Annotated in this window: 17 protein-coding genes; 16 read left to right on the top strand and 1 reads right to left on the bottom strand. The window is 46.8% G+C overall.

Annotated elements, in window-relative coordinates; translation table 11 throughout:
• The first annotated feature begins 71 nt into the window (after nucleotides 1-71).
• The 3 genes from glf to NQ489_RS04610 all read left to right on the top strand — a co-directional run bounded on the left by glf (nucleotide 72) and on the right by NQ489_RS04610 (nucleotide 5,125).
• A complete protein-coding gene (gene glf / locus NQ489_RS04600) occupies nucleotides 72-1,187 on the top strand; it encodes a UDP-galactopyranose mutase (protein ID WP_326929015.1) in 1,116 nt (371 codons plus the stop codon).
• 122 nt (nucleotides 1,188-1,309) lie between these two features.
• The gene (locus NQ489_RS04605) at nucleotides 1,310-2,182 is read left to right on the top strand and encodes a hypothetical protein (RefSeq protein ID WP_021652130.1); all 873 of its coding nucleotides are present in this window, start codon (nucleotides 1,310-1,312) and stop codon (nucleotides 2,180-2,182) included.
• Between the two features lie 39 nt (nucleotides 2,183-2,221).
• Nucleotides 2,222-5,125 carry a C1 family peptidase gene (locus NQ489_RS04610; RefSeq protein ID WP_049947009.1) on the top strand — a complete coding sequence of 968 codons (2,904 nt, stop codon included), beginning with the start codon at nucleotides 2,222-2,224 and terminating at the stop codon, nucleotides 5,123-5,125.
• Nucleotides 5,126-5,242: 117 nt separating this feature from the next.
• On the opposite strand, the gene NQ489_RS04615 is transcribed toward NQ489_RS04610, so the two are convergent.
• Nucleotides 5,243-5,689 (bottom strand): RbsD/FucU family protein, encoded by a 447-nt coding sequence (locus NQ489_RS04615; protein WP_021652133.1) that lies wholly within the window; start codon nucleotides 5,687-5,689, stop codon nucleotides 5,243-5,245.
• 347 nt (nucleotides 5,690-6,036) lie between these two features.
• On the opposite strand from NQ489_RS04615, the gene NQ489_RS04620 reads away from it, so the two are divergent.
• From NQ489_RS04620 to NQ489_RS04680, 13 genes are all read left to right on the top strand, one after another.
• Nucleotides 6,037-6,888 carry a class II fructose-bisphosphate aldolase gene (locus NQ489_RS04620; RefSeq protein WP_015527310.1) on the top strand — a complete coding sequence of 284 codons (852 nt, stop codon included), beginning with the start codon at nucleotides 6,037-6,039 and terminating at the stop codon, nucleotides 6,886-6,888.
• A 33-nt stretch (nucleotides 6,889-6,921) separates the two neighbouring features.
• Entirely contained in the window at nucleotides 6,922-7,947 is a 1,026-nt protein-coding gene (locus NQ489_RS04625; RefSeq protein WP_021652135.1) for a LacI family DNA-binding transcriptional regulator, read from the top strand.
• Complete coding sequence (xylB, locus tag NQ489_RS04630) at nucleotides 7,947-9,464, top strand: xylulokinase (protein ID WP_021652136.1); 1,518 nt, start codon at nucleotides 7,947-7,949, stop codon at nucleotides 9,462-9,464. Before NQ489_RS04625 ends, xylB begins: the two co-directional genes overlap by 1 nt.
• Before the next feature lie 2 nt (nucleotides 9,465-9,466).
• Nucleotides 9,467-10,519: a galactitol-1-phosphate 5-dehydrogenase gene (locus tag NQ489_RS04635; protein WP_021652137.1), complete on the top strand. Its 1,053-nt coding sequence runs from the start codon at nucleotides 9,467-9,469 to the stop codon at nucleotides 10,517-10,519.
• Nucleotide 10,520: 1 nt separating this feature from the next.
• On the top strand, nucleotides 10,521-11,450 hold the full coding sequence (pfkB, locus tag NQ489_RS04640; RefSeq protein WP_044961880.1) for a 1-phosphofructokinase: 930 nt from the start codon (nucleotides 10,521-10,523) through the stop codon (nucleotides 11,448-11,450).
• 45 nt (nucleotides 11,451-11,495) lie between these two features.
• Nucleotides 11,496-12,497: an aldo/keto reductase gene (locus NQ489_RS04645; RefSeq protein ID WP_021652139.1), complete on the top strand. Its 1,002-nt coding sequence runs from the start codon at nucleotides 11,496-11,498 to the stop codon at nucleotides 12,495-12,497.
• Nucleotides 12,498-12,745: 248 nt separating this feature from the next.
• Entirely contained in the window at nucleotides 12,746-14,362 is a 1,617-nt protein-coding gene (locus tag NQ489_RS04650; protein WP_021652140.1) for a response regulator, read from the top strand.
• A complete protein-coding gene (locus NQ489_RS04655) occupies nucleotides 14,359-16,146 on the top strand; it encodes a cache domain-containing sensor histidine kinase (protein ID WP_015527303.1) in 1,788 nt (595 codons plus the stop codon). The genes NQ489_RS04650 and NQ489_RS04655 overlap by 4 nt, the downstream gene beginning before the upstream one ends.
• A complete protein-coding gene (locus NQ489_RS04660) occupies nucleotides 16,143-17,150 on the top strand; it encodes a substrate-binding domain-containing protein (RefSeq protein ID WP_021652141.1) in 1,008 nt (335 codons plus the stop codon). Before NQ489_RS04655 ends, NQ489_RS04660 begins: the two co-directional genes overlap by 4 nt.
• A gap of 157 nt (nucleotides 17,151-17,307) precedes the next feature.
• Nucleotides 17,308-18,282: an ABC transporter permease gene (locus NQ489_RS04665; protein ID WP_021652142.1), complete on the top strand. Its 975-nt coding sequence runs from the start codon at nucleotides 17,308-17,310 to the stop codon at nucleotides 18,280-18,282.
• 21 nt (nucleotides 18,283-18,303) lie between these two features.
• A complete protein-coding gene (locus NQ489_RS04670) occupies nucleotides 18,304-19,815 on the top strand; it encodes a sugar ABC transporter ATP-binding protein (protein WP_021652143.1) in 1,512 nt (503 codons plus the stop codon).
• Between the two features lie 11 nt (nucleotides 19,816-19,826).
• Nucleotides 19,827-20,804: an ABC transporter permease gene (locus NQ489_RS04675; RefSeq protein WP_021652144.1), complete on the top strand. Its 978-nt coding sequence runs from the start codon at nucleotides 19,827-19,829 to the stop codon at nucleotides 20,802-20,804.
• 147 nt (nucleotides 20,805-20,951) lie between these two features.
• Nucleotides 20,952-22,121, top strand: a complete 1,170-nt coding sequence (locus tag NQ489_RS04680; RefSeq protein WP_021652145.1) for a substrate-binding domain-containing protein — start codon at nucleotides 20,952-20,954, stop codon at nucleotides 22,119-22,121.
• The last annotated feature ends 199 nt before the right edge of the window (nucleotides 22,122-22,320 follow it).

The raw sequence follows: 22,320 nt of genomic DNA on the forward strand, positions 1-22,320 counted from the left end.
GCTTCTTGCCAGCTACCCTTTTCCGGTGTTAAAATAACAGCATCAATGAAAGAACAGGGAGAATGAAAGCAATGTACGATTATCTTATCGTAGGTGCCGGTCTTTACGGTGCGGTTTTTGCACAGGAGGCGAAGCGTGCCGGGAAGTCAGTGCTTGTGATCGACAAGCGTCCGCATATTGCGGGAAATGTATATACAGAGAAGGTGGAAGGGATCAACGTGCATAAATACGGTGCACATATTTTCCATACAAATAATAAGAAGGTCTGGGATTATATCACCCGGTTTGCCACCTTCAATCGTTTTACCAACAGTCCGGTTGCCAATTATCACGGGGAGCTGTACAGTCTTCCGTTTAATATGTATACCTTTAACCGGATGTGGGGCGTGGTGACTCCGGAGGAGGCTGCGGCAAAGATCGAGGAGCAGCGGCAGGCAGCAGAGATCACGGAACCTTCGAATCTGGAGGAACAGGCTATCAGCCTTGTAGGTACGGATATTTATGAGAAGCTGATCAAGGGCTATACGGAGAAGCAGTGGGGACGTCCATGTACGGAGCTTCCTGCTTTTATCATCAAGAGGCTTCCGGTGCGTCTGACCTTTGACAATAACTATTTCAATGCGTTGTACCAGGGAATCCCGGTGGGTGGTTATACGAAGATGGTTGCCAATCTGCTGGACGGTATCGAGGTACGGCTGAATGAGGATTATCTGGAGAAAAAAGAGCAGTACGATGCAATGGCGGAGAAAGTGATCTACACAGGTGCCATCGACGCGTATTTTGACTATAAGCTGGGTACTCTGGAGTATCGTTCCGTGCGTTTTGAGAATGAGACACTGGATAAACCTAATTTCCAGGGAAATGCAGCAGTGAATTATACGGATGTGGAGACTCCATGGACCCGTATCATCGAGCATAAATGGTTTGAGTTCGGAAAGGATGAGGAGGGGAATGATCTTCCGAAAACGGTGATCAGCCGGGAATACAGTTCCGAGTGGAAGCCTGGAGATGAGCCGTATTATCCGGTCAATGATGAGAAGAACGGAGCGCTTTACGGACAATATAAGGAGCTTGCAGAGAAGGAACCGAAGGTGATCTTCGGCGGCCGTCTTGGCGAATATAAATATTATGACATGGATGCGGTGATCGCTTCTGCGCTGGATATGTGTGAGCGGGAGCTTGCATAAAAAAGATACCGGATATAACTAATGATAAGATCCTCTTATATTTCGGAGCCAAGGCAAAAGAGAAATATAAGGGGATTTTATGCATAGAATGGCAGTGAGATTTTTTGAGGGAGGAAAGAGCAATGAAAAGGTGCAAAGGTGTGCTTCTGGCAGGAATGCTGGTGCTGAGTATGAGTGTTCCGGTGTATGCGGACAAGTCGGTTGTGGTGAAGGTGGAAGCTCCGGCAGATACCACAGATTATTATATGACTGTGGATTCCGGTGGAGTTGGTGTGGATATCTATCCGTCCACCGACGGAAAAGGTGAAAAGCTCAATGATAAGACGGTAAGGGATGGTACTGTCCTGCATATCGAAGGGGAGACAGAGAAGAATGGTGAGACCTGGGGATATACAGAGTATAATGGAAGATACGGTTATGTGCCGCTGGAGGAGCTGCGGCCCTCAAAGGATGCGGAGCTGGCGAAGGCCGGAATCGCAGGGAGCACGGAGAAAGAGACTTCTGCAGTGAATCAGGGAGATGCATCCGATACGCAGGATTCCGCAGCCGGCGAGACTCAGGGGAAAGCAGCAGGAACGGACAATACAGGCAACTCTCAGGCTCAGAATGGCGAAGGACAGGGAACGTCTGCAGGGACGGCCAGCACAGGCAGCTCTCAGGCTCAGAATGGCGAAGGACAGGGAGCGTCTGCAGGGATGGCCAGCACAGATGAATCTCAGGCTCAGAGAGGTGAGGTTCAGGGGCCACCTGCAGGGACGGCCAACACAGGTAGTTCTCAGGCTCAGAGCGGCGAGGTCCAGGGACCGCCTGCAGCGGATGGAACAACAGAAGGTGGGGGATCTGTGGATGAAGCTGTCACCAAGCCGGTCAATGGCACAGCTGCGACATCTTTTAAAGAAGAAAATTCCTGGTATAAAAGTCCGTTTATCTGGATCGGGATCGCAACAGTACTTGCAGTAATCGGAATTCTGGGTTATCATTTGAAGAAACGTTAACAGATAAACCAGATCAATATAAGAAAAGTGGAGAATTTTGTGAAGAGATTACAGCTTGTCAGGAAGAAATTACTGCCGCTTCTTTTGTGTGTGGCAGTTGCGGGCAGCCAGGTTCCGGTCATGGCAGCCGATGTGGAAGGCTTCAATGAAGAATGGTCAGAAGATACACAGGCGCAGTCAGCGGAAGCAGAGGATACGACGGAGACCGCAGAAGGGAATACCACAGAGAACACCGGTATCCCGGATGAACAGACCGAGGATATTGCAGAGACAGCCGACGGGGATACCGAGGATATAGCCTTGCAGAGCTCCGAGGAGGATACAGAGACTCCCGAAACATCAGAAGGATCGTCCTCTGATTTCCAGGAGGATACCTTTGGTGACGGTGAGGAGAGCTTCGGGGATGCCTCAGACAGTGGTGAGTCCGGCATCGAATATATCAAGGGCCGTCCGCTTACGGAGGAAGAGGAGCAGGAACAGCTGGCACCCTTTGATAATCTGACCTCTTATTCCACCGCCGTGGAGATCGGAAATGATGTGGATGAGGTACCGATGGGAAGAGCTGCGGCCTATCCGTCTTATTATAATGCAACGGATCAGGGATATGTCACTTCCGTAAAGAATCAGGAGCCCTACGGTATGTGCTGGGCATTTGGAATGGCCTCTCTTCTGGAAACTTCGTTTCTGACCCAGGGCCTTGGGACTTATGATCTGTCGGAAGAGCATTTGGCGTATTTTTTTGCAAACAGAAAGAATGACCCGCTTGGAAATACCTACGGGGATGTCAATAAGCATATGGGGACAGATGATAAAGGAAACGCAGATTATCATGAGGGCGGAAATGATCTTCTGGCTTCCATGTTTCTGAGCACCTGGTCCGGAATGACAACAGAAGGGGATGTGCCGCTGGCAACAGATTCCACGCATACACAGAAAAACGGTGTGACTCCGGCGGCATCCAAGGCGTACAATGCAGCTGCTTATCTGAAAAATGCCTATTTTTCCGATTATTCCGTAAATGCCATGAAGAAGCTTCTGGTTGCAAATAATTCGGTCACTGTGATGTATAATGCACAGAATGCCTATTACAATGCAAGTACAGCGGCCTATTCCTATCCTACCAGCACCAAGAACGTGAATCATGTAGTTACAGTGGTGGGGTGGGATGACAATTATTCTGCGAAGAATTTCCGGGCATCTTCCAAGGTAAAGGGAGACGGAGCCTGGATCGTTAAGAACAGCTGGGGTACAGGCTGGGGAAAATCCGGATATTTTTATATGTCTTATGAGGATAAGTCTGTCAGTGAGCTGGTTGCGGCTACGGCTGTCAATACACCGAAATATAGCAACAATTATTTTTATGACGGAACGTCGGGTCTTGGTTCTATCCGCATGTATGCAGGGGAACAGCTGTCTTCGGTTTTTCGTGCCAGTGCAGGAAACGGAAAAGCGGAATCGCTTGGCGAGGTGACTCTTAGCTCCATGTCTGCCAATAATTCCTATACTGTGCAGGTATACACAAATCTGAAGGATGCCAGTGATCCTACCAGTGGAACACCGGCATATTCCACACCGGTTTCCTGCAGTCAGCCGATGGCTGGGGTTATGACCTTTCAGATTCCGGAGGTTCTGCTCAGCCAGAACAGTCTGTATTCTATTGTGGTGACAAATGCAGGAAGCACATATATAAAATACTGTGTGGAGGCAGAGGTCAGTTATGGCTGGTGCAGCTTTTCTCCGTCTATCGTATCCGGTCAGAGCTTTCTGCGATATAACGCAGAGGATACCTGGATGGATGCAGTTGAATTTAATCCATCGGTAACTCCGAGGATCAAGGTGCATACCAGGACTCTGAGCAGTGCTGCGAGAATGCAGCTTTCTTCGTCTGAGATAAGTCTGTATTCCGGAGATCAGAAAACACTGAATGCTTCGGCTACCAGATCCGAGATGGCTGCTTCCGGCATTGTCTGGGAAAGCTCAGATACCAGTGTGGCTGCTGTAAATGGAAGTGGCGTTGTTACTGCAAAAAATCCGGGAACAGCAACCATAACCTGCTACGGAAAAAATGCCAGGGGAATCCGAGCTACCTGTAAGGTTACGGTGAAGCTTCGTCAGACCACAGGTGTAAAACTGGTTTCCAAGGCATTTAACAGGATACGGATCTCCTGGAAAGCAGTTCCCGGCTGCAATCGTTATGCTATCTATCGCTGGGATGAAAGCGGAAATTCAAAAAAAATGGCAACCGTGACAGCAGATGTAGTGACCTGGCAGGATACTGCAGTGAAAACAGGAAGCACTTATACGTATCGTATCCGGGCTTCTTATGTGTGCTCCGGAAAGAAGACTGTTTATGGAGCCGCATCTTCGCCGTTATCAGCAAAAGCGGAGCTGGGAAAGGCCCGTGCAGTGGCTGAAGCTGTCAGCGGACCATGTAACAGGGTATCCTGGAAGAAGGTTTCCGGAGCCAGTGGCTATCATATCTACCGGAAGCTCCAGGGGAAAAGCTGGGTTCGGATCGGAACCGTTAACAACAAAGTATTGTCCTGGCAGGATGTGAAGATTGAGGGAATCACCTCCTACGCTTATGCTGTGAGGCCATATAAGAATGTAGACGGGAAAAAAGTTTTCGGAGGATATCAGGCAAGCAGCTATATCCTGTCCTATCCGGAACTTCAGAAGATATCCAGTGTCAGGAAGACCTCCAGGGGGCTGAAGATCTGCTGGAAAGCGCAGAAGAAAGCAGATTGCTATCAGATCTACCGTAAGACCGGAAAGGGTTCATGGAAAAAGCTCAGTACAGTTTCCGGAGGCAGCAGCTCCTCCTTTGAGGATAAGACCGCAAAAAAGGGAACAACGTATTACTATGCGGTGCGTGCAGGGATAAAAACCTCCGGTGGAAAAGTACTCTGCGGAGGATATGCCGCAAAAGCAGCAAAGAGATAAAAGTGTTAAAATATAAAACGCCCGGATCTGGCTTGAAACATTCCAGATCCGGGCGTTTTATGTTTTGGTTGAATATGTGTATTATATATGATTATATCAGGCAGTTCAAAAGAAAGATCAGTCGTTGTTGATCACAACGCCTTTCTGAAGCATGATGTTGGCATAAAGTGCTTTCTCACTTGTGGAGATGATGCAGTATGCAGTTTTTGCTTCGTCATAGAATGCGAAACGCTCGATGTTTCCGACAGCTTTTTCGCCACGCTCGTCATGCTTGGAAACGATTTCTTTATATGTATCCCAGATCGGTGTCTCCACATTATCGCCAGGCATTACTTCCATCAGGTTTACCGGATGCTTTACATAAGTATCCAGCGGGAAGAGCTTCAGGATGGCATCCAGGATCTCCGGAACGCCATGTCCGTCACAACGGATGGTGATGGCATTTTTTCCCATGGATTCTACAGGGAAGTTTCCGTCAGCGATAACAAGACGGTCACTGTGTCCCATCTCACATAAAACCTTCAGTAATTCTGGTGATAAGATTTCTGGAATTCCTTTTAACATAGTTTATATCCTCCTAAGATCATTGTGTACTTACAGCATTTCGGAAATTATAGCATCAGGCTCAGATGATCAGAACAGGATACATGGATTTCCGAAACTGTTATGACGCCGGTAGTATCAGACAGACCTGCCCGGCCACAGGCTTTAGAACTCTTATTAATTAATCTAACGGTATTTGGTCTTCTTTTCAAGGGAATATTTTCCTGTAAATGATGAAAATTTTATGGTTGACAGAAAACGTATGGAGCGCTATGATGAACTCAAACGGAAACGTTTCGGTTTCTGGACCAAATGAGAAAATAATACAAAACAAACACAATGATTATGATTCCAAGGAGGAGAAGATTATGCCACTGGTTACATCGAAGGAAATGCTGTTAAAGGCACAGAAGGGCGGATATGCAGTAGGAGCATTCAACGCAGAGAATATGGAGATGGTGAAGGCGATCATCCAGGCAGCTGAGGAGCTGAAAGCACCGGTTATGATCCAGACAACACCTTCTACTGTTAAATATGGTACGGTTGAGACTTACGCTGCGATCGTAGCAGCAGAGGCAGCCAAGGCTTCCGTTCCGGTATGCCTTCATCTTGACCATGGCAGCAGCTTTGAGCTTGCAATGCAGGCAATGCATGCAGGCTATACCTCTGTGATGATCGATGGTTCCAAGCTGGATTTTGAGGATAATATCAGAGAGACCAGGAGAGTTGCGGATGTGGCAGCAGCCCTGGATATCCCATGTGAGGCTGAGCTCGGTAAGGTCGGTGGTAAAGAGGATGATCTTGAGGCTGAGGCAGACACTAACACCGACCCGCAGGAGGCGAAGGAATTCGTGGAGCGTACAGGTGTTACTTCCCTGGCAGTGGCCATCGGAACCGCACATGGTTTCTATGTGGGAACACCGGTTCTTGACAAGGAACGCTTAAGCGAGATCCGTGAAGTTGTAGATATCCCCCTTGTTCTTCACGGGGCATCCGGACTCAGTGATGAGGATGTCAGCGACTGTGTAAAACGTGGTATCTGCAAGGTTAACTTTGCAACAGAGCTTCGTGCTGCATATTCCAGGGCAGTGAAGGAGACCTTTGCAGAGAATGAGAACACCATCGACCCGAAAGCCTACGGAAAGAAAGCGATCCAGGCAGTGAAGGAGCTGGTTGAGGCGCGTATGAAGGTTTGCGGCTGTGATGGAAAGGCAGAATGATCTTCTGTAAAAAACAGAAACGGAGTGATCAGTATGGCAGCAACCATGAAAGATATTGCCAGGCGGACCGGACTTGGGCTCGCAACGATTTCTTCTTATTTTAACGGCGGAAACGTAAGAGAAAAAAACAGAATAAAGATCGAGGAGGCCATTCAGGAGCTGCATTATGAGGTCAATGAGGTGGCCAGAGGGCTTAAGACTAATGCTACCAAGACCATCGGCGTGGTGATCCCGGAGCTTAACAATACCTTTTGCGCGGAGATCATCACAGGAATGGAGGATGTCTTAAGGAGTCACGGATATGCGACTATTGTCTGTGACTGCCGTACCGATAAGAGACTGGAGCTGGATGCAGTGGAGTTTTTAAGCCGGAAGCGTGTGGACGGGATCATCAGCATGCCGGTGGATGCGGAAGGCAATCATCTGAAAAAATTCCAGAAAACCGGAAAGCCCATCGTACTCATTGACCGCAGGATCCGGGAGCTTTCCTGTGACAGTGTTCTTGTAGACAACGAGAAGGCGGCTGAGGACGCAATGAGAGTTTTTTTTCAGGCAGGACACCGTAAGATCGGGATCATTGGCGGACCGGAGGAAATTTCCACAGCTCAGGAACGTCTCCAGGGGTACCGCAATGCATATGAAAAAGAAAATATACCGGTACGGGAATCTCTGATCTATCACGGCGATTATACCATTCAGGGCGGTGTGCAGGGAATTGAGAAGCTTGTTGCGGACAATCCGGATATGACGGCCGTGTTTGTTACCAACTATGAGATGACCATGGGGGCGGTGATCGGGATGAATGAGCTGGGTCTTAAGATCCCGGAACAGCTGTCTATGATCGGTTTTGACAATCTGCAGTTTGCCAGAGCATGCAATCCCAAGCTTACCATTGTGGCACAACCTACACAGGGGATTGCCGGAGAAGTGGCGGGAATCATGCTGAAACGGCTGGAAGGGGCTGCAAGTGAAGAAACAGAACCGATCACGGAGAAGCTTGGCGCAGAGATCATCATGGGAAAATCCGTCCGTGTGCTGGACGAGAAGGAGAAGCTATAATGAAACCATATTTATTAGGTATTGATATCGGCACCAGTGCCTGTAAGGTTGCGGTTTTTGAAAAATCGGGAACGGTTGTGGCTGCGGCCAACGGCGATTATCCGGTTTACTATCCGAAGGAGGGCTGGGCAGAACAGAATCCGGAAGAATGGTGGAGTGCTGTCTGTCAGGCGGTAAAGAAGGCCATCCAAAAAGCGGGGATAGCACCTGAGGAGATCGCAGGCATCGGTATTGACGGCCAGAGCTGGTCAGCCATTGCCGTGGATAAGGACGGAAATGTACTGACAAACACTCCGATCTGGATGGATACCAGAGCACAGTCTATCTGTGACAGATTGAATGAAGAGATCGGGGCAGAGCAGATTTTTGAAGTATCCGGTAATTCCCTTCAGCCGTCCTACACAACTGCAAAGATCCTCTGGTATAAAGAAAATCTCCCGGAGGTGTACCAAAGGATCCACAAGATCCTGCAGTCTAACAGCTACATTGCATATAAGCTGACGGGTGTGATGAGCCAGGATGTTTCCCAGGGCTATGGCCTGCATTGCTTTGACATGAGAAAGGCAGCCTGGGATGAGGATATGTGCAGAAAGCTTGGGATTCCCATGGAATTTCTTCCTGAGATCTGTGCCTGTGATCATGTTGTGGGAACTGTTACAGAGAAGGCGGCGGAGGAATCCGGCCTTGCTGTGGGAACACCGGTTGTTGCCGGTGGTCTGGATGCGGCATGCGGAACACTGGGGGCCGGAGTGATCCATCCGGGTGAAACACAGGAGCAAGGAGGACAGGCCGGCGGAATGAGCATCTGCATGGATGAGTACAAGGCAGATCCCAGACTGATCCTTGGCTATCACGTGGTTCCGGGACAGTGGCTCCTTCAGGGAGGAACCACCGGAGGTGGTGGTGTCATGCGCTGGTTTGAACGTGAGTTTGCAGATTATGAGCGCTCTGTAGCAGGGGAAAAAGGCTCTTCTCTGAACCAGCTCAATGAGATCGCGGAAAGGGTCGCACCAGGTAGTGACGGAGTGGTATTTCTTCCATATATGTCCGGTGAGCGTTCCCCAATCTGGAATCCTAATGCGAAGGGCGTATTCTACGGACTGGATTTTGCCAAGACCAAGGGACATATGGTACGTGCCTGTATGGAAGGCGTAGCACTTTCTCTGAAACACAACCTTGAGGTGGCAAAGGAAGCAGGAGCAGATGTGGAAGTTCTCCGTGCAATGGGAGGCTCTGCAAATTCTCTTCTCTGGACACAGATCAAATCCGATATCACAGGAAAACCCATCGTAGTGCCGTCCTCTGATACGGCAACAACACTTGGTGCAGCGATTCTGGCAGGTGTTGGTGTTGGAATGTATCAGGATTATGATGAGGCCATCCGTCTTACGGTAAAGGAAACAAGAAGACATGAACCGAACCCGGAAAACCGGGACGTTTATGAGAAAACCTATAAAACCTATTTAAATCTCTATAAATCTCTTGAACCTATGATGAGAAATGAGGAGGAAAAGTGATCATGAAAGCAGCAGTAGTAGTAGCAAATGAGGATGTTCAATATCAGGATGTGGAAGAACCCCAGGTAACACCGGGCCATGTGAAGATCAAGGTAAGATATTCCGGGATCTGCGGATCTGATATCCCGCGTGTATTAAATCACGGCGTACATTTTTATCCCATCGTGCTTGGACATGAATTTTCCGGCGATGTGGTGGAAGTGGGAGAAGGCGTTACCAAGGTGAAGGTCGGCGACCGTGTATCCGGTGCACCACTTCTTCCCTGTATGAAATGTGACGACTGTCAGAAGGGTAATTTCTCTCTCTGCAAGCATTACAGCTTCATCGGTTCCAGAGAGCAGGGAGCAAACGCAGATTATGTAGTGGTTCCTGAGCAGAATGCAGTACCATTCGCAGATAATGTTCCATATGAGCAGGGAGCCATGTTTGAGCCTGCAACCGTAGCTATCCACGGTGTATTCCAGAACGATTACCACGGCGGTGAGTATGTGGCGATCCTTGGCGGCGGTACAGTTGGTATGTTCACCATGCAGTGGACAAAGATCTTCGGCTCCAAGAAGGTAGTGGTCTTTGATATCAGCGATGAGAGACTTGCTCTTGCAAAGCGTCTCGGCGCAGATGAAGTGATCAACACAAAGGAAGAGGGATATATGGAAAAAGCCATGGCCATTACAGGTGGAAAGGGCTACGGCTTCGTATTTGAGACAGCCGGACAGGTTCCTACCATGCATATGGCATTTGAGCTTGCAGCAAACAAGGCACATGTATGCTTCATTGGTACTCCTCATGAAAACCTTGCCTTTACACCGAAGGAGTGGGAGAACATGAACCGTAAGGAGTTCAAGCTTACCGGTTCCTGGATGTCCTACAGTGCCCCATATCCGGGACGTGAGTGGGATCTGACGGCGCATTATTTTGCAACTGGCCAGCTGAAGTTTGACCCGGGCTTCATCTATAAGAAAATCCCGATGAGCCAGGCACAGGAGGCCTTCCAGCTGTTCAAGACACCGGGCCTTGTAAAAGGAAAGATCCTTCTTTCCAATGAGGAAGACTGATATGATCCTGACAGTAACCTTAAACGCTGCCATTGACAAGCGTTATGTAGTGGATGATTTTAAAGTGGGCGAAGTGAACCGTGTGCGTGAATGTACCTACGTTCCCGGCGGAAAGGGACTGAATGTTTCCAAGCCGGCGTCCATTTACGGTGCTGAAGTGGTTGCCACCGGCTTTGTAGGCGGCCACGCAGGCAATTATATAGAAGCTGCCCTGAAACCCTTTGGCATTAAGAGTGCTTTTTACCATGTAGAGGCGGAGAGCCGCTCCTGTATCAACATCTGGGATGAGGTGAATCATGTACAGACCGAATTCCTGGAGCCGGGATTTACACTGACAGAGGTAGATTTTGAGGGCTTTGAGAAAAAATTCCGCCAGCTTGTAAAAGACGCTTCTGTTGTGGCGATGTCCGGCAGCGTGCCGAAGGGACTTGACGGAAGTGCCTACCAGCGCCTTGTGAAGATTGTGAAAGACGCCGGAAAACCGGTGATCCTGGATACCAGCGGCAAGCTTCTGGAAGAGGGGATCAAGGCAGCACCGACACTGATCAAGCCTAACATTGATGAGATCCGTATGCTGACAGGCAAGCATTGTGACGATATCAACGATGTCATTGAAGCAGCGAAAGCCATCCATGCCGGTGGTGTGGAGATCGTGGCGGTCTCGCTTGGAGCAGATGGTTCCCTGGCAGTCGGAGAGGAAGGGATTTTCCGTGCGGTGGTTCCGAAGATCGATGCGGTAAATACCGTAGGCTGCGGAGATTCCATGATCGCAGGCTTTGCCCTTGGATTAAGTGAGGGACTTTCCCTGGAAGAGACTCTGCAAAGAGCCAGTGCGATCTCAGCGGCGGCAGCCATGCGCGAGGAAACGGGCTTCTTTGTGATGGAGGATATGGAGGCTCTTCTTCCGAAGATCGAGATCAGGCGTTTATAAGATAAGCTTATAATAAAAAAATTTTATAAAAAAGGAGATGTAAAGATGGCAGAAGTTATCAATCCGGCAATTGTGCCGAAAGTGACACTTCCTTCCGGCGAGCAGGTTCCGTGTGTCGGAATGGGAACATTCGGTTCCGACCGTGTATCCGCAGAGGATGTATCTGCAGCTGTTGCAGGCGCGATCCGCAGTGGCTACCGTATGTTTGACTGTGCCGCATGCTACGGAAATGAGCATGAGATCGGCCAGGTATTTAAGGACGCTTTTGACGAAGGTGTTGTAGAGCGTAAGGATCTTTTTATCATGACAAAGGTATGGAACGACATGCACAGAAGAGTAGAGGAAGCCTGTGACAAGAGCATTAAGGATCTTCAGTGCGATTATGTGGATATGTATTTCATCCACTGGCCATTCCCGAACTATCATGCACCGGGATGTGATGTGGATTCCAGAAATCCGGATTCCAAACCCTTCAGTGTGGAGGAGTTTATGGATACATACCGCCAGTGTGAGGCGTTGGTAGAAAAAGGAAAGATTCGTTACATCGGTATTTCCAATATGACCATTCCGAAGCTTGAGGCAGTTCTTCCGCTTATGAAGATCAAACCTGCAACCTGTGAGCTTGAGCTTCATGTATGCTTCCAGCAGCAGGAGCTTTATGATTATCTGGTAGAGCATAACATCCAGCCGGTAGGCTATATGCCAATCGGTTCTCCACGCAGACCGGAGAGAGATATCTGCCCGGAGGATGTTGCAGATCTGGAAGTACCGGAAATGCAGGCAATCGCAAAAGCACATGGGGTTCACCCGGCTCTGATCGCTCTGAAATGGGCACATCAGAGAGGCGAGATCTCCATTCCGTTCTCTGTCCACAACTATGCAAGCAACCTGAAATGTGTCACAGAGGATCCACTTACAGATGAGGAAATGGCAACCATCGCAACTTTGGAAAAAGGCAACCGTCTTGTAAAAGGCCAGGTATTCCTGTGGCATGGTGCAAATGACTGGCATGACCTCTGGGATGAGGATGGCGTTATCGTAAAATAATAAAAATATGCAGGAAAATCCCGTGTTCCATATGTTGGATGCGGGATTTCTTTGTATTTAATTTGGACTAAGAAACTCCGTTGTAAATTTTAACCAAACATGTTAACATATAAAAAGAATTAACAGTTATTGTTCACAGAAAGGACAGTAATCTTACCAATGAAAATGACAGAGACGGGGGGAAGGATCTGTCAGGGGGATGTGCAATAAAAACAACAGAAACTGATCAGAGGGGGACAACAGAAATTATGTATCGTATTTTACTGGTAGATGATGAGATACTTGTTCGAGATGCGATCCGGGAGAATATTGACTGGAAAGCAATGGACTGTGAGCTGGTAGGAGACTGTGATAACGGGAAAGCAGCAGCGGAATTTGTACAGAACCATCCGGTGGATATCGTGCTTACAGATATCCTTATGCCATATATGGATGGTATGGAACTGAGCCGTTTTCTCCATGATAATTATCCGGACATCGTGATCGTGATCTTCAGCGGATTCGGAGAATTCGAGTATGCCAAGAAGGCGATCCAGTATGGTGTCAGTGAATATATGCTGAAGCCGGTGACCGCCATGGAACTCAGAAATGTTATCGGAAAAATGAAGGAGAAGGTGGACCAGCAAAGAAAAGAAAAAGAGAAGCTGGAACGTCTGACACAGACTTCCGAGAATTATCAGAAAAACGCCATTGTGATCCGTTCCAGAGCGCTGCAAGGCTTTGTGGATAATATCAAGACACGGCAGGAAAGTCTGGAAGAGCTTGCAGCACTGGGAATCGATCTTGAGGCAGCATGTTATCGTGTGGCTGTTTTTGATCTGGATCTGTATTCGGACGGCAGTCAGCTTACTGCGGAGAAACGCCAGGAGAGTGCACTGATGTCTTTTGTCCTTTTTAATATCAGTGATGAGATCATCAGCAAAGAAAAAGCAGGAGTGGCATATCAGGCCGGAAATAACAAGGTCGGTGCTCTTTTCATGGGAAACCGTACCAGAGAGTTTGAACACAAGATCATGGAGATCTGCAGGACGATCCAGGATAAGCTGAAGGAACTGATGTCGCTGGATATTTCTATCGGTGTGGGAAGCTGGGCCAGAACTCAGCAGGAGCTTCGTGCATCCCATGAACTTGCAGAGAAAGCTATTGAATATCGTTATCTTCTTGGAGGAAGCCTTCTTATTGATATGGAAGAACAGCTGGAGGAAAAAAATCTTTCCATTAAAGCTTATGTAGAGAAGCTGCCAGCTGCTCTGAAAGCGGGTAAAAAGGAAAACGCAGAGCATATTCTGGAACAGATCTCTTCTGAGATCAAGGAAGCGCGGGTGGATAAGAGTCGTGCCTGCGTGTATCTTCAGCAGATCATCCGTGCAGCAGATGAGACCTGTGAGGATATGGTTCCGGACAACAGGCTTTTTTCCAAAAGAGAAGCACTTCTGCAGCAGGTTACGGAGCAGAATTCTTTTGACAGTGCTGTTGAACTGGTCAGGAATCATATCGGAGAGATTTTCCAGACACTTTCCGATGCAAACAGCTCCAGCGGACAGCGTCAGGCCAGACTTGCCCTGGATTATATCCAGAAGAATTATATGGATCCGGATTTAAGCCTGAACAGTATCTGTTCCTATCTGAATATCAGTACAAGCTATTTCAGTACGATCTTTAAGGATCTTACGGGAGAGACTTTTACAGAGGTTCTGATCCGTACCCGTATGGAGAAGGCGAAGGAACTTCTGGAGAATACAACTATGAAGAATTATGAAATTGCCGAGAAAGTCGGATTTGCAGATCCCCATTATTTTGGGATCTCCTTCAAAAAAATGACCGGCTGCACACCAACAGAATATGCAAGGGAGAAACGTAAATGAGAGATATCCGGTTTGCGGCAAAGATCATAGGAAAATTTAAGAGTATCCAGAGTGCGATCTTTGCGGTAGTGACGGTGCTGCTTTTAAGTGCGGTGCTGGTCATAACAGGTGTTTCCATGAGATATACCCGCAATTCTATTTTTGAAAATTCTGCTGTCTACACCCAGAATATCGTGCAGCAGATGAATCAGAATATTGATTCCTATATTGATTACATGGAAAATATAGCCTATATGATCTCCAGTAACGAGGATGTACAGCAATATCTTTTTGGCGAAAATGTGGACAATGGAACAAGAGAGCGTCTGATCAATCAGTTCAAGACTATTCTGGATGGACGAAGTGATATCCGAAATCTTGGGATCATTGGAAGTAATGGACGGAAGCTGATCAACGACGGCAAACAGTCTGTGAATCCGGATCTGAAGCTTTCCACCCAGGAGTGGTATCTGGAAGCTTTACAGAAGCCGGAAGGCCCGCTTCTTACATCTTCTCATGTACAGCACATCATCAGCGGAGAGCGTCCGTGGGTGATCACTTTAAGCAGGGGAATCCGTAATTTTTCCAACAGTGGTGAGAAAGAGGGAGTCTTTTTTATTGATCTGAATTACAGTGCCATCAGTGAACTTTGTGATCAGAATACGATCGGGAAAAAGGGATACGCATTCATTCTGGATGAAAGCGGAAATATTGTATACCATCCCCAACAGCAGCAGCTTTACAATGAATTGCAGACTGAGAACATCGACCTGATCGTGAAATCAAAAGAAGATACGGTGCGTACCGAAAAGGGAAACAGAGGAAAGCTGTATTCCATTTCCAGATCAAATAAAACCGGATGGACCGTTGTGGGCTGTATGAGCGTCAGCGAGCTTCTGCGCAAAAGCAATCAGGCACAGAGTATTTATGTGCTTATTTCCGCACTTCTGATGATCGTGGCACTGCTTTTTTCCAGATTTCTGGCAAAGAGTCTTACATATCCTCTTCAGCGTCTCAGAGATTCCATGTCCAGAGTACAGGAAGGGCATTTTGACGGAGCAGATGTGGAGATCGATTCAGAGAATGAGATCGGAAGCCTGACGAAATCTTTCAATGTGATGACACATAGGATACAGGATCTTATGGAGCAGAACGTGAAGGAACAGGAAGCAAAGAGAAAAAGTGAGCTTAAGGCCCTTCAGTCCCAGATCAATCCTCATTTTCTCTACAATACCCTGGATTCGATCATCTGGATGGCAGAGGGCAGAAAGTACGAAGAGGTTGTTCTGATGACAGCATCCCTGGCGCGTCTTCTTCGTCAGAGCATCAGTAATGAAGATGAAGTGGTTCCTCTTGCAAGGGAAGTGGAGTATGCCAAGGGTTATCTTACGATCCAGAAGATGCGTTACAAGGACAAGCTGGAATTCGAGATCGATGTAGAACCTTCTATATTAAATATCCCTCTGATCAAGCTGGTTCTCCAGCCGATCATTGAAAATGCCATCTATCATGGACTGAAATATAAAGAGAGTAAGGGACTTTTGCAGGTAAAAGGCTTTATGAAGGACGGAAATGCAGTTCTTCAGGTGATCGACAACGGTGTAGGTATGGATGAGGAAACATTGTCACATATTTATGATAAGCATAAGGTGAATTATCATTCCAATGGTGTGGGTGTTTACAATGTACAGAAACGTCTGAAGCTTTATTATGGAGAAAATTACGGGATCACCTATGAAAGTGAAAAAGGTGTCGGAACCACTGCCACGATCACCATTCCGGGAATACAGGAGGAATCAATATGAAAAAACATAGAAAACTCCTGACTTTAGGAGTGGTCATCTGCCTTGTGGCGGGGCTTGTAGCCGGAATAGTCTATTATAAACAGGTAGAAGAAGAGAGAAAACTATCGCTGATTTATATTCCGAAGGTTGTGGACGGTACCAACGATTTCTGGACATCATTGATCCAGGGGGCGGAGATGGCTGCAAAGGAATATAATGCAGATATCCGCGTATGGGCACCTGAGGAAGAGAATGATGTGGATGGGCAGAACAAGCTGATCGAAAGGGCAACAGAAGAAAAACCGGACGCGATCCTGATCTCGCCGTCCAGCTTCACTGAATCCGACCAGCTTTTGAAGAAGGCAAAGGAACAGGGAATACATATCGCATTTATTGATTCCTACACACAGGAAGAGGTCCAGGATCTTACCGTTGCGACCGATAATCTGGAAGCGGGACAGATCCTTGGCAGGTTTGCGAAGGATCTTGTGGGAACGGATGATCAGATTGCGATCGTTTCACATGTAAAGGGTGTATCTACGGCAGTTGAAAGAGAAAAAGGTTTCCGGACAGGACTTGGCAGTCTGAAGGATAATATCGTAGATGTGGTATACTGTGATTCTCAGTATGACAAGTCCTATGAGCTTACAAAAGAGCTGATGAAAAAATATCCGGATCTCAAGATGATCGCGGGAATGAATGAATATTCCTCTGTAGGTGCTGCAAGAGCAGTAAAGGCAGCAAAAGCAGAGAACCGGATCAGGGTGGTGGGAGTAGACAGCTCACAGGAGGCCGTCCAGCTGATGGAACACGGAATCTTCCAAGGAATCGTTGTACAGAAGGCATTTAAAATGGGATATGTGGGTGTTCGGGAAACTGTTAAGATGCTGCGTGGAGGAGACTATAAGAAGAATATTAATTCCGGGTGCCAGCTGGTGACACCTGACAATATGTATACCAGTGAGATCGAAAAACTGCTTTTCCCGTTTAATACGTTAAAAACATATGGTGATCTTACATCGTAAATAGTCATAAATGCACAAAGAAAAAGGTTAAATATTTACCATACAGTAAATATTTAACCTTTTTTTGAAAGATATTCTATTACAATTATTGATTTTTGACGGTATTATAATAACCAAGAAAACACAAGATACGTGCAAAACGTGAGGAGGGTAAAAATTGGAAAACTTAAAACAAAATCCAATCGTTAAGAAGCTCGGATTGAACAGAATACTTCTTGTCTGTGTTCTGATTCTTATGTTCCTGGTTTTTAAAGTAGTTCTTGGAAACAAGTTTCCGGCTGTTGATAGTATCAAGTCTACTTTGAACTATGTGTACTTCCTGGGCTTCTTGTCACTTGGCGTTACATTCGTAATCGCTACAGGAGGAATTGATTTCTCCATCGGACCTGTAATGTTCTGCTGTGCACTGGTATCCGGTTACTGCATGACATCTTACAAGGTTCCCTGTGCAGTTGCCATGATCCTTTGCATTCTGATCGGTCTCTGCTTTGGTATTTTCAATGGCTGGATGGTTTCTTACATGTCAGTGCCACCATTCATTATTTCCATGGCATCCATGAACATTGCAAAAGGTATTGCTTCTGTATTCACAAAAACACAGTCTGTAAGCTGGCCGGCAGCCAGCGATGCAAACGGCTGGTTCCGTAATATCGTTTCCGTAAACGGCTTCCCTGTAGGAATCATTATCTTCCTGGGAATGGCAGTTATCTGCGGTATCGTTCTTTACAACACAAAACCGGGACGTTACATCCTCTGCCTTGGTTCCAACAAAGAGGCTGTCCGCCTTTCCGGTGTTAACACAAAGAAATGGGAAATGCTTGCTTATGTGATCTGCGGATTCCTGGTAGGTATTGGAGCACTCTTCTTTGTAGCTACATACACAACTGTTCAGCCTGGTTATGGCGATCAGTACAACAATGAGGCTATTGCAGGCTGCGTTATGGGTGGTACATCCATGGTTGGTGGACTTGCTTCCATCGGCGGTACTGTAATCGGCGTATTTATCATCTCTCTTCTTCAGCAGGGCATCATGGCATTTGGCCTTGGTAAAGGACAGCAGATGATCATCACAGGTATCATCGTTATCGTTGCAGTTTATATCGACGTTTCTGCAAGACGCAGAAAGAACTGATCTTAGAGGGAGGATGCGACAATGGGTGAAGTTATTTTAACTATGAAGGACATTGATAAGTCCTTTCCTGGAGTTCATGCTCTGGATCACGTTAATTTCGAAGTAAAACGCGGCGAAGTACATGCACTTATGGGAGAAAACGGTGCCGGTAAATCAACACTGATGAAGGTTCTTACCGGTATTTATCAGAAGGATTCAGGTTCCATCGTTTACAAAGGACAGGAAACAGAATTCCACAATACACGTGAGGCACAGGATGCCGGCGTTGTAATCGTACATCAGGAGCTGAACATGGTAGGTGATCTTACCGTTGCTCAGAACATCTTCATCGGACGTGAACCGAAAAAAGGTTTCCGCATTGATGACAAAAAGATGATCGAGGATTCAAAGAAGCTTTTCCAGGATCTGAACATTGAGATCAATCCGAAGGAAAAGATGAAAAACCTGACAGTCGGAAAACAGCAGATGTGTGAGATCGCAAAAGCAATTTCCCATAAAGCTGAGGTTATCATTTTTGATGAGCCTTCCGCAGCACTGACAGAGAAAGAGATCGCGGACCTGTTCGAGATCATCCGTGACCTTCGTAAGAAGAATCTTGGTATCGTATATATCTCTCACCGTATGGATGAGATCAAAACCATCACAGACCGTGTAACAGTCATGCGAGATGGTGGTTACGTAGGAACCCTCATCACAAAAGACAGTACAAAAGAAGATATCATCAACATGATGGTTGGTCGTGTTATTTATGAGGATCCGAAGCAGGAGAGTGCGGTTCCGGCAGATGCACCAGTAGTTCTTAAGGTTGAGCATCTGAACGCAGGTAAGATGGTCCAGGATGTAAGCTTTGAGCTGAGAAAAGGCGAGATCCTTGGCTTCTCAGGACTGATGGGTGCAGGACGTACCGAGACAGCCAGAGCACTGTTCGGAGCAGACCCGAAACAGAGTGGTAAGATCTCTGTTATGGGTAAAGATGGACAGCTTCACGAAGTTACCATCAACAGCCCGCAGGATGCTGTTAAATACGGTATTGGTTATCTGTCAGAGGACAGAAGAAGATACGGCTGTGTTGTACAGAAATCTGTAACAGAGAATACAACACTGGCAACAATGGAAGAGTTTACCAATGGTATCTTTATCAACAAAGCAAAAGAGAAAAAAGTTGCTGAGAAATATGTAAACGAACTTGCAACTAAGACACCTACTACAGACCAGCTGGTAGTTAACCTTTCCGGTGGTAACCAGCAGAAGGTAGTTATCGCAAAATGGCTGACACGAGACAGTGACATCCTTATTTTCGATGAGCCTACCAGAGGTATCGATGTTGGTGCTAAGAACGAAATCTACAAATTAATGAACAAACTGGCAGCAGAAGGCAAATCCATTATCATGATTTCTTCTGAGATGACAGAAGTTCTCCGAATGAGTGACCGTATCATCATCATGTGTGAGGGTAAAGTTACCGGATGTATTGATATCTCCGAGGCAACCCAGGAAAACATCATGGACAAGGCCACACGGAATATCAATTAAGGAGGAAAGTCATGACTAAGAAGAAAAAAAGTATTTTAAGTGATCAGAGATTTATTGTTTTGCTCGTTATCATTGTCCTGTGTGCAATATTCTCAGGCTTGAGTAAAGAATTCAGACAGTACACCACGATCCTGAGTATGCTGGATTTCTCATATTACGATCTTCTTATGGCGATCGGAGTTACATTCCCGCTTATCACTGGTGGTGTTGACCTGTCAATCGGAACTGGTATGGTAGCATACGCACTGATCGCAGGAACACTGATCAGAAACAACAATTGCCCGGTAGCTCTGGCAATGCTGATCTGTATTGTTCTTGGTATCGCAGTCGGTGCACTGAACGGTGTACTGATCGGTGTTATGAACCTGCCGCCATTTTTGGCAACACTTTGTACCTGTATGATTACCCGTGGTGCCGGATCTCTCTGCAGTGCGACACCTTGGCCGGGACTTACACAGCCGGGTGGATGGTTCCACACAATCTTTAAAGTAACCGTTGGTACAGGAAGAAGTGCTTCACGTTATCCGCTCGGTTTCCTGTGGATGATCATTCTGGTTCTTCTTATGGAGTACATCCTGAACCACACCAAATTCGGTCGTTACACAATTGCAATCGGTTCCAACAAAGAGGCAGCAGCCCTTTCTGGAATCAATACAAAGTTCTATCACGTAATGGTATACGTTGTCTGCGGTCTGTTTACAGGTCTTGCAGCAATCGCATACGCAGCAGTAACACCTACTGTACAGCCTGGTACTGGTGCCGGACTTGAGATGGATGCTATCGGTGGTGTATTCGTTGGTGGTGTAGCAGCTACCGGTGGATATGGTTCCGTGATCGGTACATTCGTTGGTATCTTCGTCATCATGCTTCTGAAAACAGGTCTTCCATATATCGGCCTGCAGGCAAACTGGCAGCAGATCATCACTGGTATCGTTCTGATCGTAGCCGTTCTGATCGATATCTTGAAAGAGAAAAAAGCAGCACATTGATATTAAGAAGTGTGTATAATAAGTAAGGGTGCTGTTTACAGAGAAATGTGAACAGCACCCGATAATCAAAGATGTGAAACGCCAAGGGGTAGCAACGGCGTATGAACATAAAAAACTATATAATATATTTTAAGGAGGAAATATTATATGAAAGCAAAAAAGGTTATGGCATTAATGCTCTGTGCAGCAATGGTAACAAGCATGAGCGCAACAGCAGCTTTTGCAGCTGAGGAGAAAGAAGATGCAGCAACAGAGGAATCCGCAGATTCCACAGCAGCTGAGGATCCTACCGCACAGTTCGACGGACTGAAAGCAAACGAAGCTTATGAGTTCCCGATGATGGTTAAATCTTTCCAGTCTACATACTGGGATGCAGCTCAGGAAGGTATGAAGAAAGCATCTGAGGAGCTGGGCGTTACTTATAAAGCACAGGGACCGAACAGTGAGTCCGATATCGCTGACCAGGTTAACATGATCAACACAGCTATCGGCTCCAATCCTGTTGGATTAGGACTTGCAGCTTGCGATACATCTTCTGTTCAGGATGCTCTTAAGACATGTGCAGAAAAAGGTATCCCGGTTGTAACTTTCGATACAGGTATCGCTGATGCTCCGGAAGGATCTGTAGTATGCGAGGTTTGTACAGACAACGCACAGGCTGGTGCAGTAGCAGCTGAGAATATGTACAACTCCATTAAAGACGTTGTTAAAGATGCTGACGGACAGGTTATCATCGGTGAGGTTAACCAGGATGCAACAGCTCAGAACATTCAGCAGCGTGGTACAGGATTCATCAACAAGATGATCGAGCTTCTTCAGGCTGATGGCAAGACTGTAGCAGTAAGCGGCAACGAGTTCTATGTAAACGCAGCAGAGGGTGCTGACGCAGACGCTAAAGACGCTGACGTTGTTATCCAGGTAGCTGTTCCGGCACAGACAACTGTAGAGCTCTGCTCCACAGAGGCACAGGCAATCCTTTCCCAGGAGAACTGTATCGCAGTATTCGGTTCTAACCAGGTTTCCGCAGAGGGTGTTCTTGCAGCAAATGCTAACCTTAACGTTCTTGGTTCTGACCCGGCAAACGGTGATGTAGTTGGTGTTGGTTTCGATGCTGGTTCTATCATCAAAGCAGCTGTTAAAGATGGCACATTCATCGGTGCTGTTACACAGTCTCCTCTTATGATGGGATACTATGCAATCTACGCTCTGACAGCAGCAGCAAACGGCCAGGAGCTTGAGGATGTTCCTACAGACGGTTACTGGTATGATGCAACAAATATGGAAGACGAGGATATCGCTCCTAACCTTTATGACTAATCATATAATTGATAAGATCGTGAAGTTATAATGAACGCGGATTGCGTTCACGGACGTATGAAATAAGAGATCCGCTGGCTGATTCAGTCAGCGGATTTTTTAAATAAATAATGTAGTAGTTCATAAATAATCGCTGTATTATTGGCAAATAAAGACACTTTTTTTGACAAAAGAGGTTCTTATCACCGGAAGGATCCTG

Source organism: Blautia sp. KLE_1732_HM_1032 (genome assembly GCF_025147905.1).
GTDB classification, from domain to species: Bacteria; Bacillota; Clostridia; order Lachnospirales; family Lachnospiraceae; genus Blautia_A; species Blautia_A fusiformis.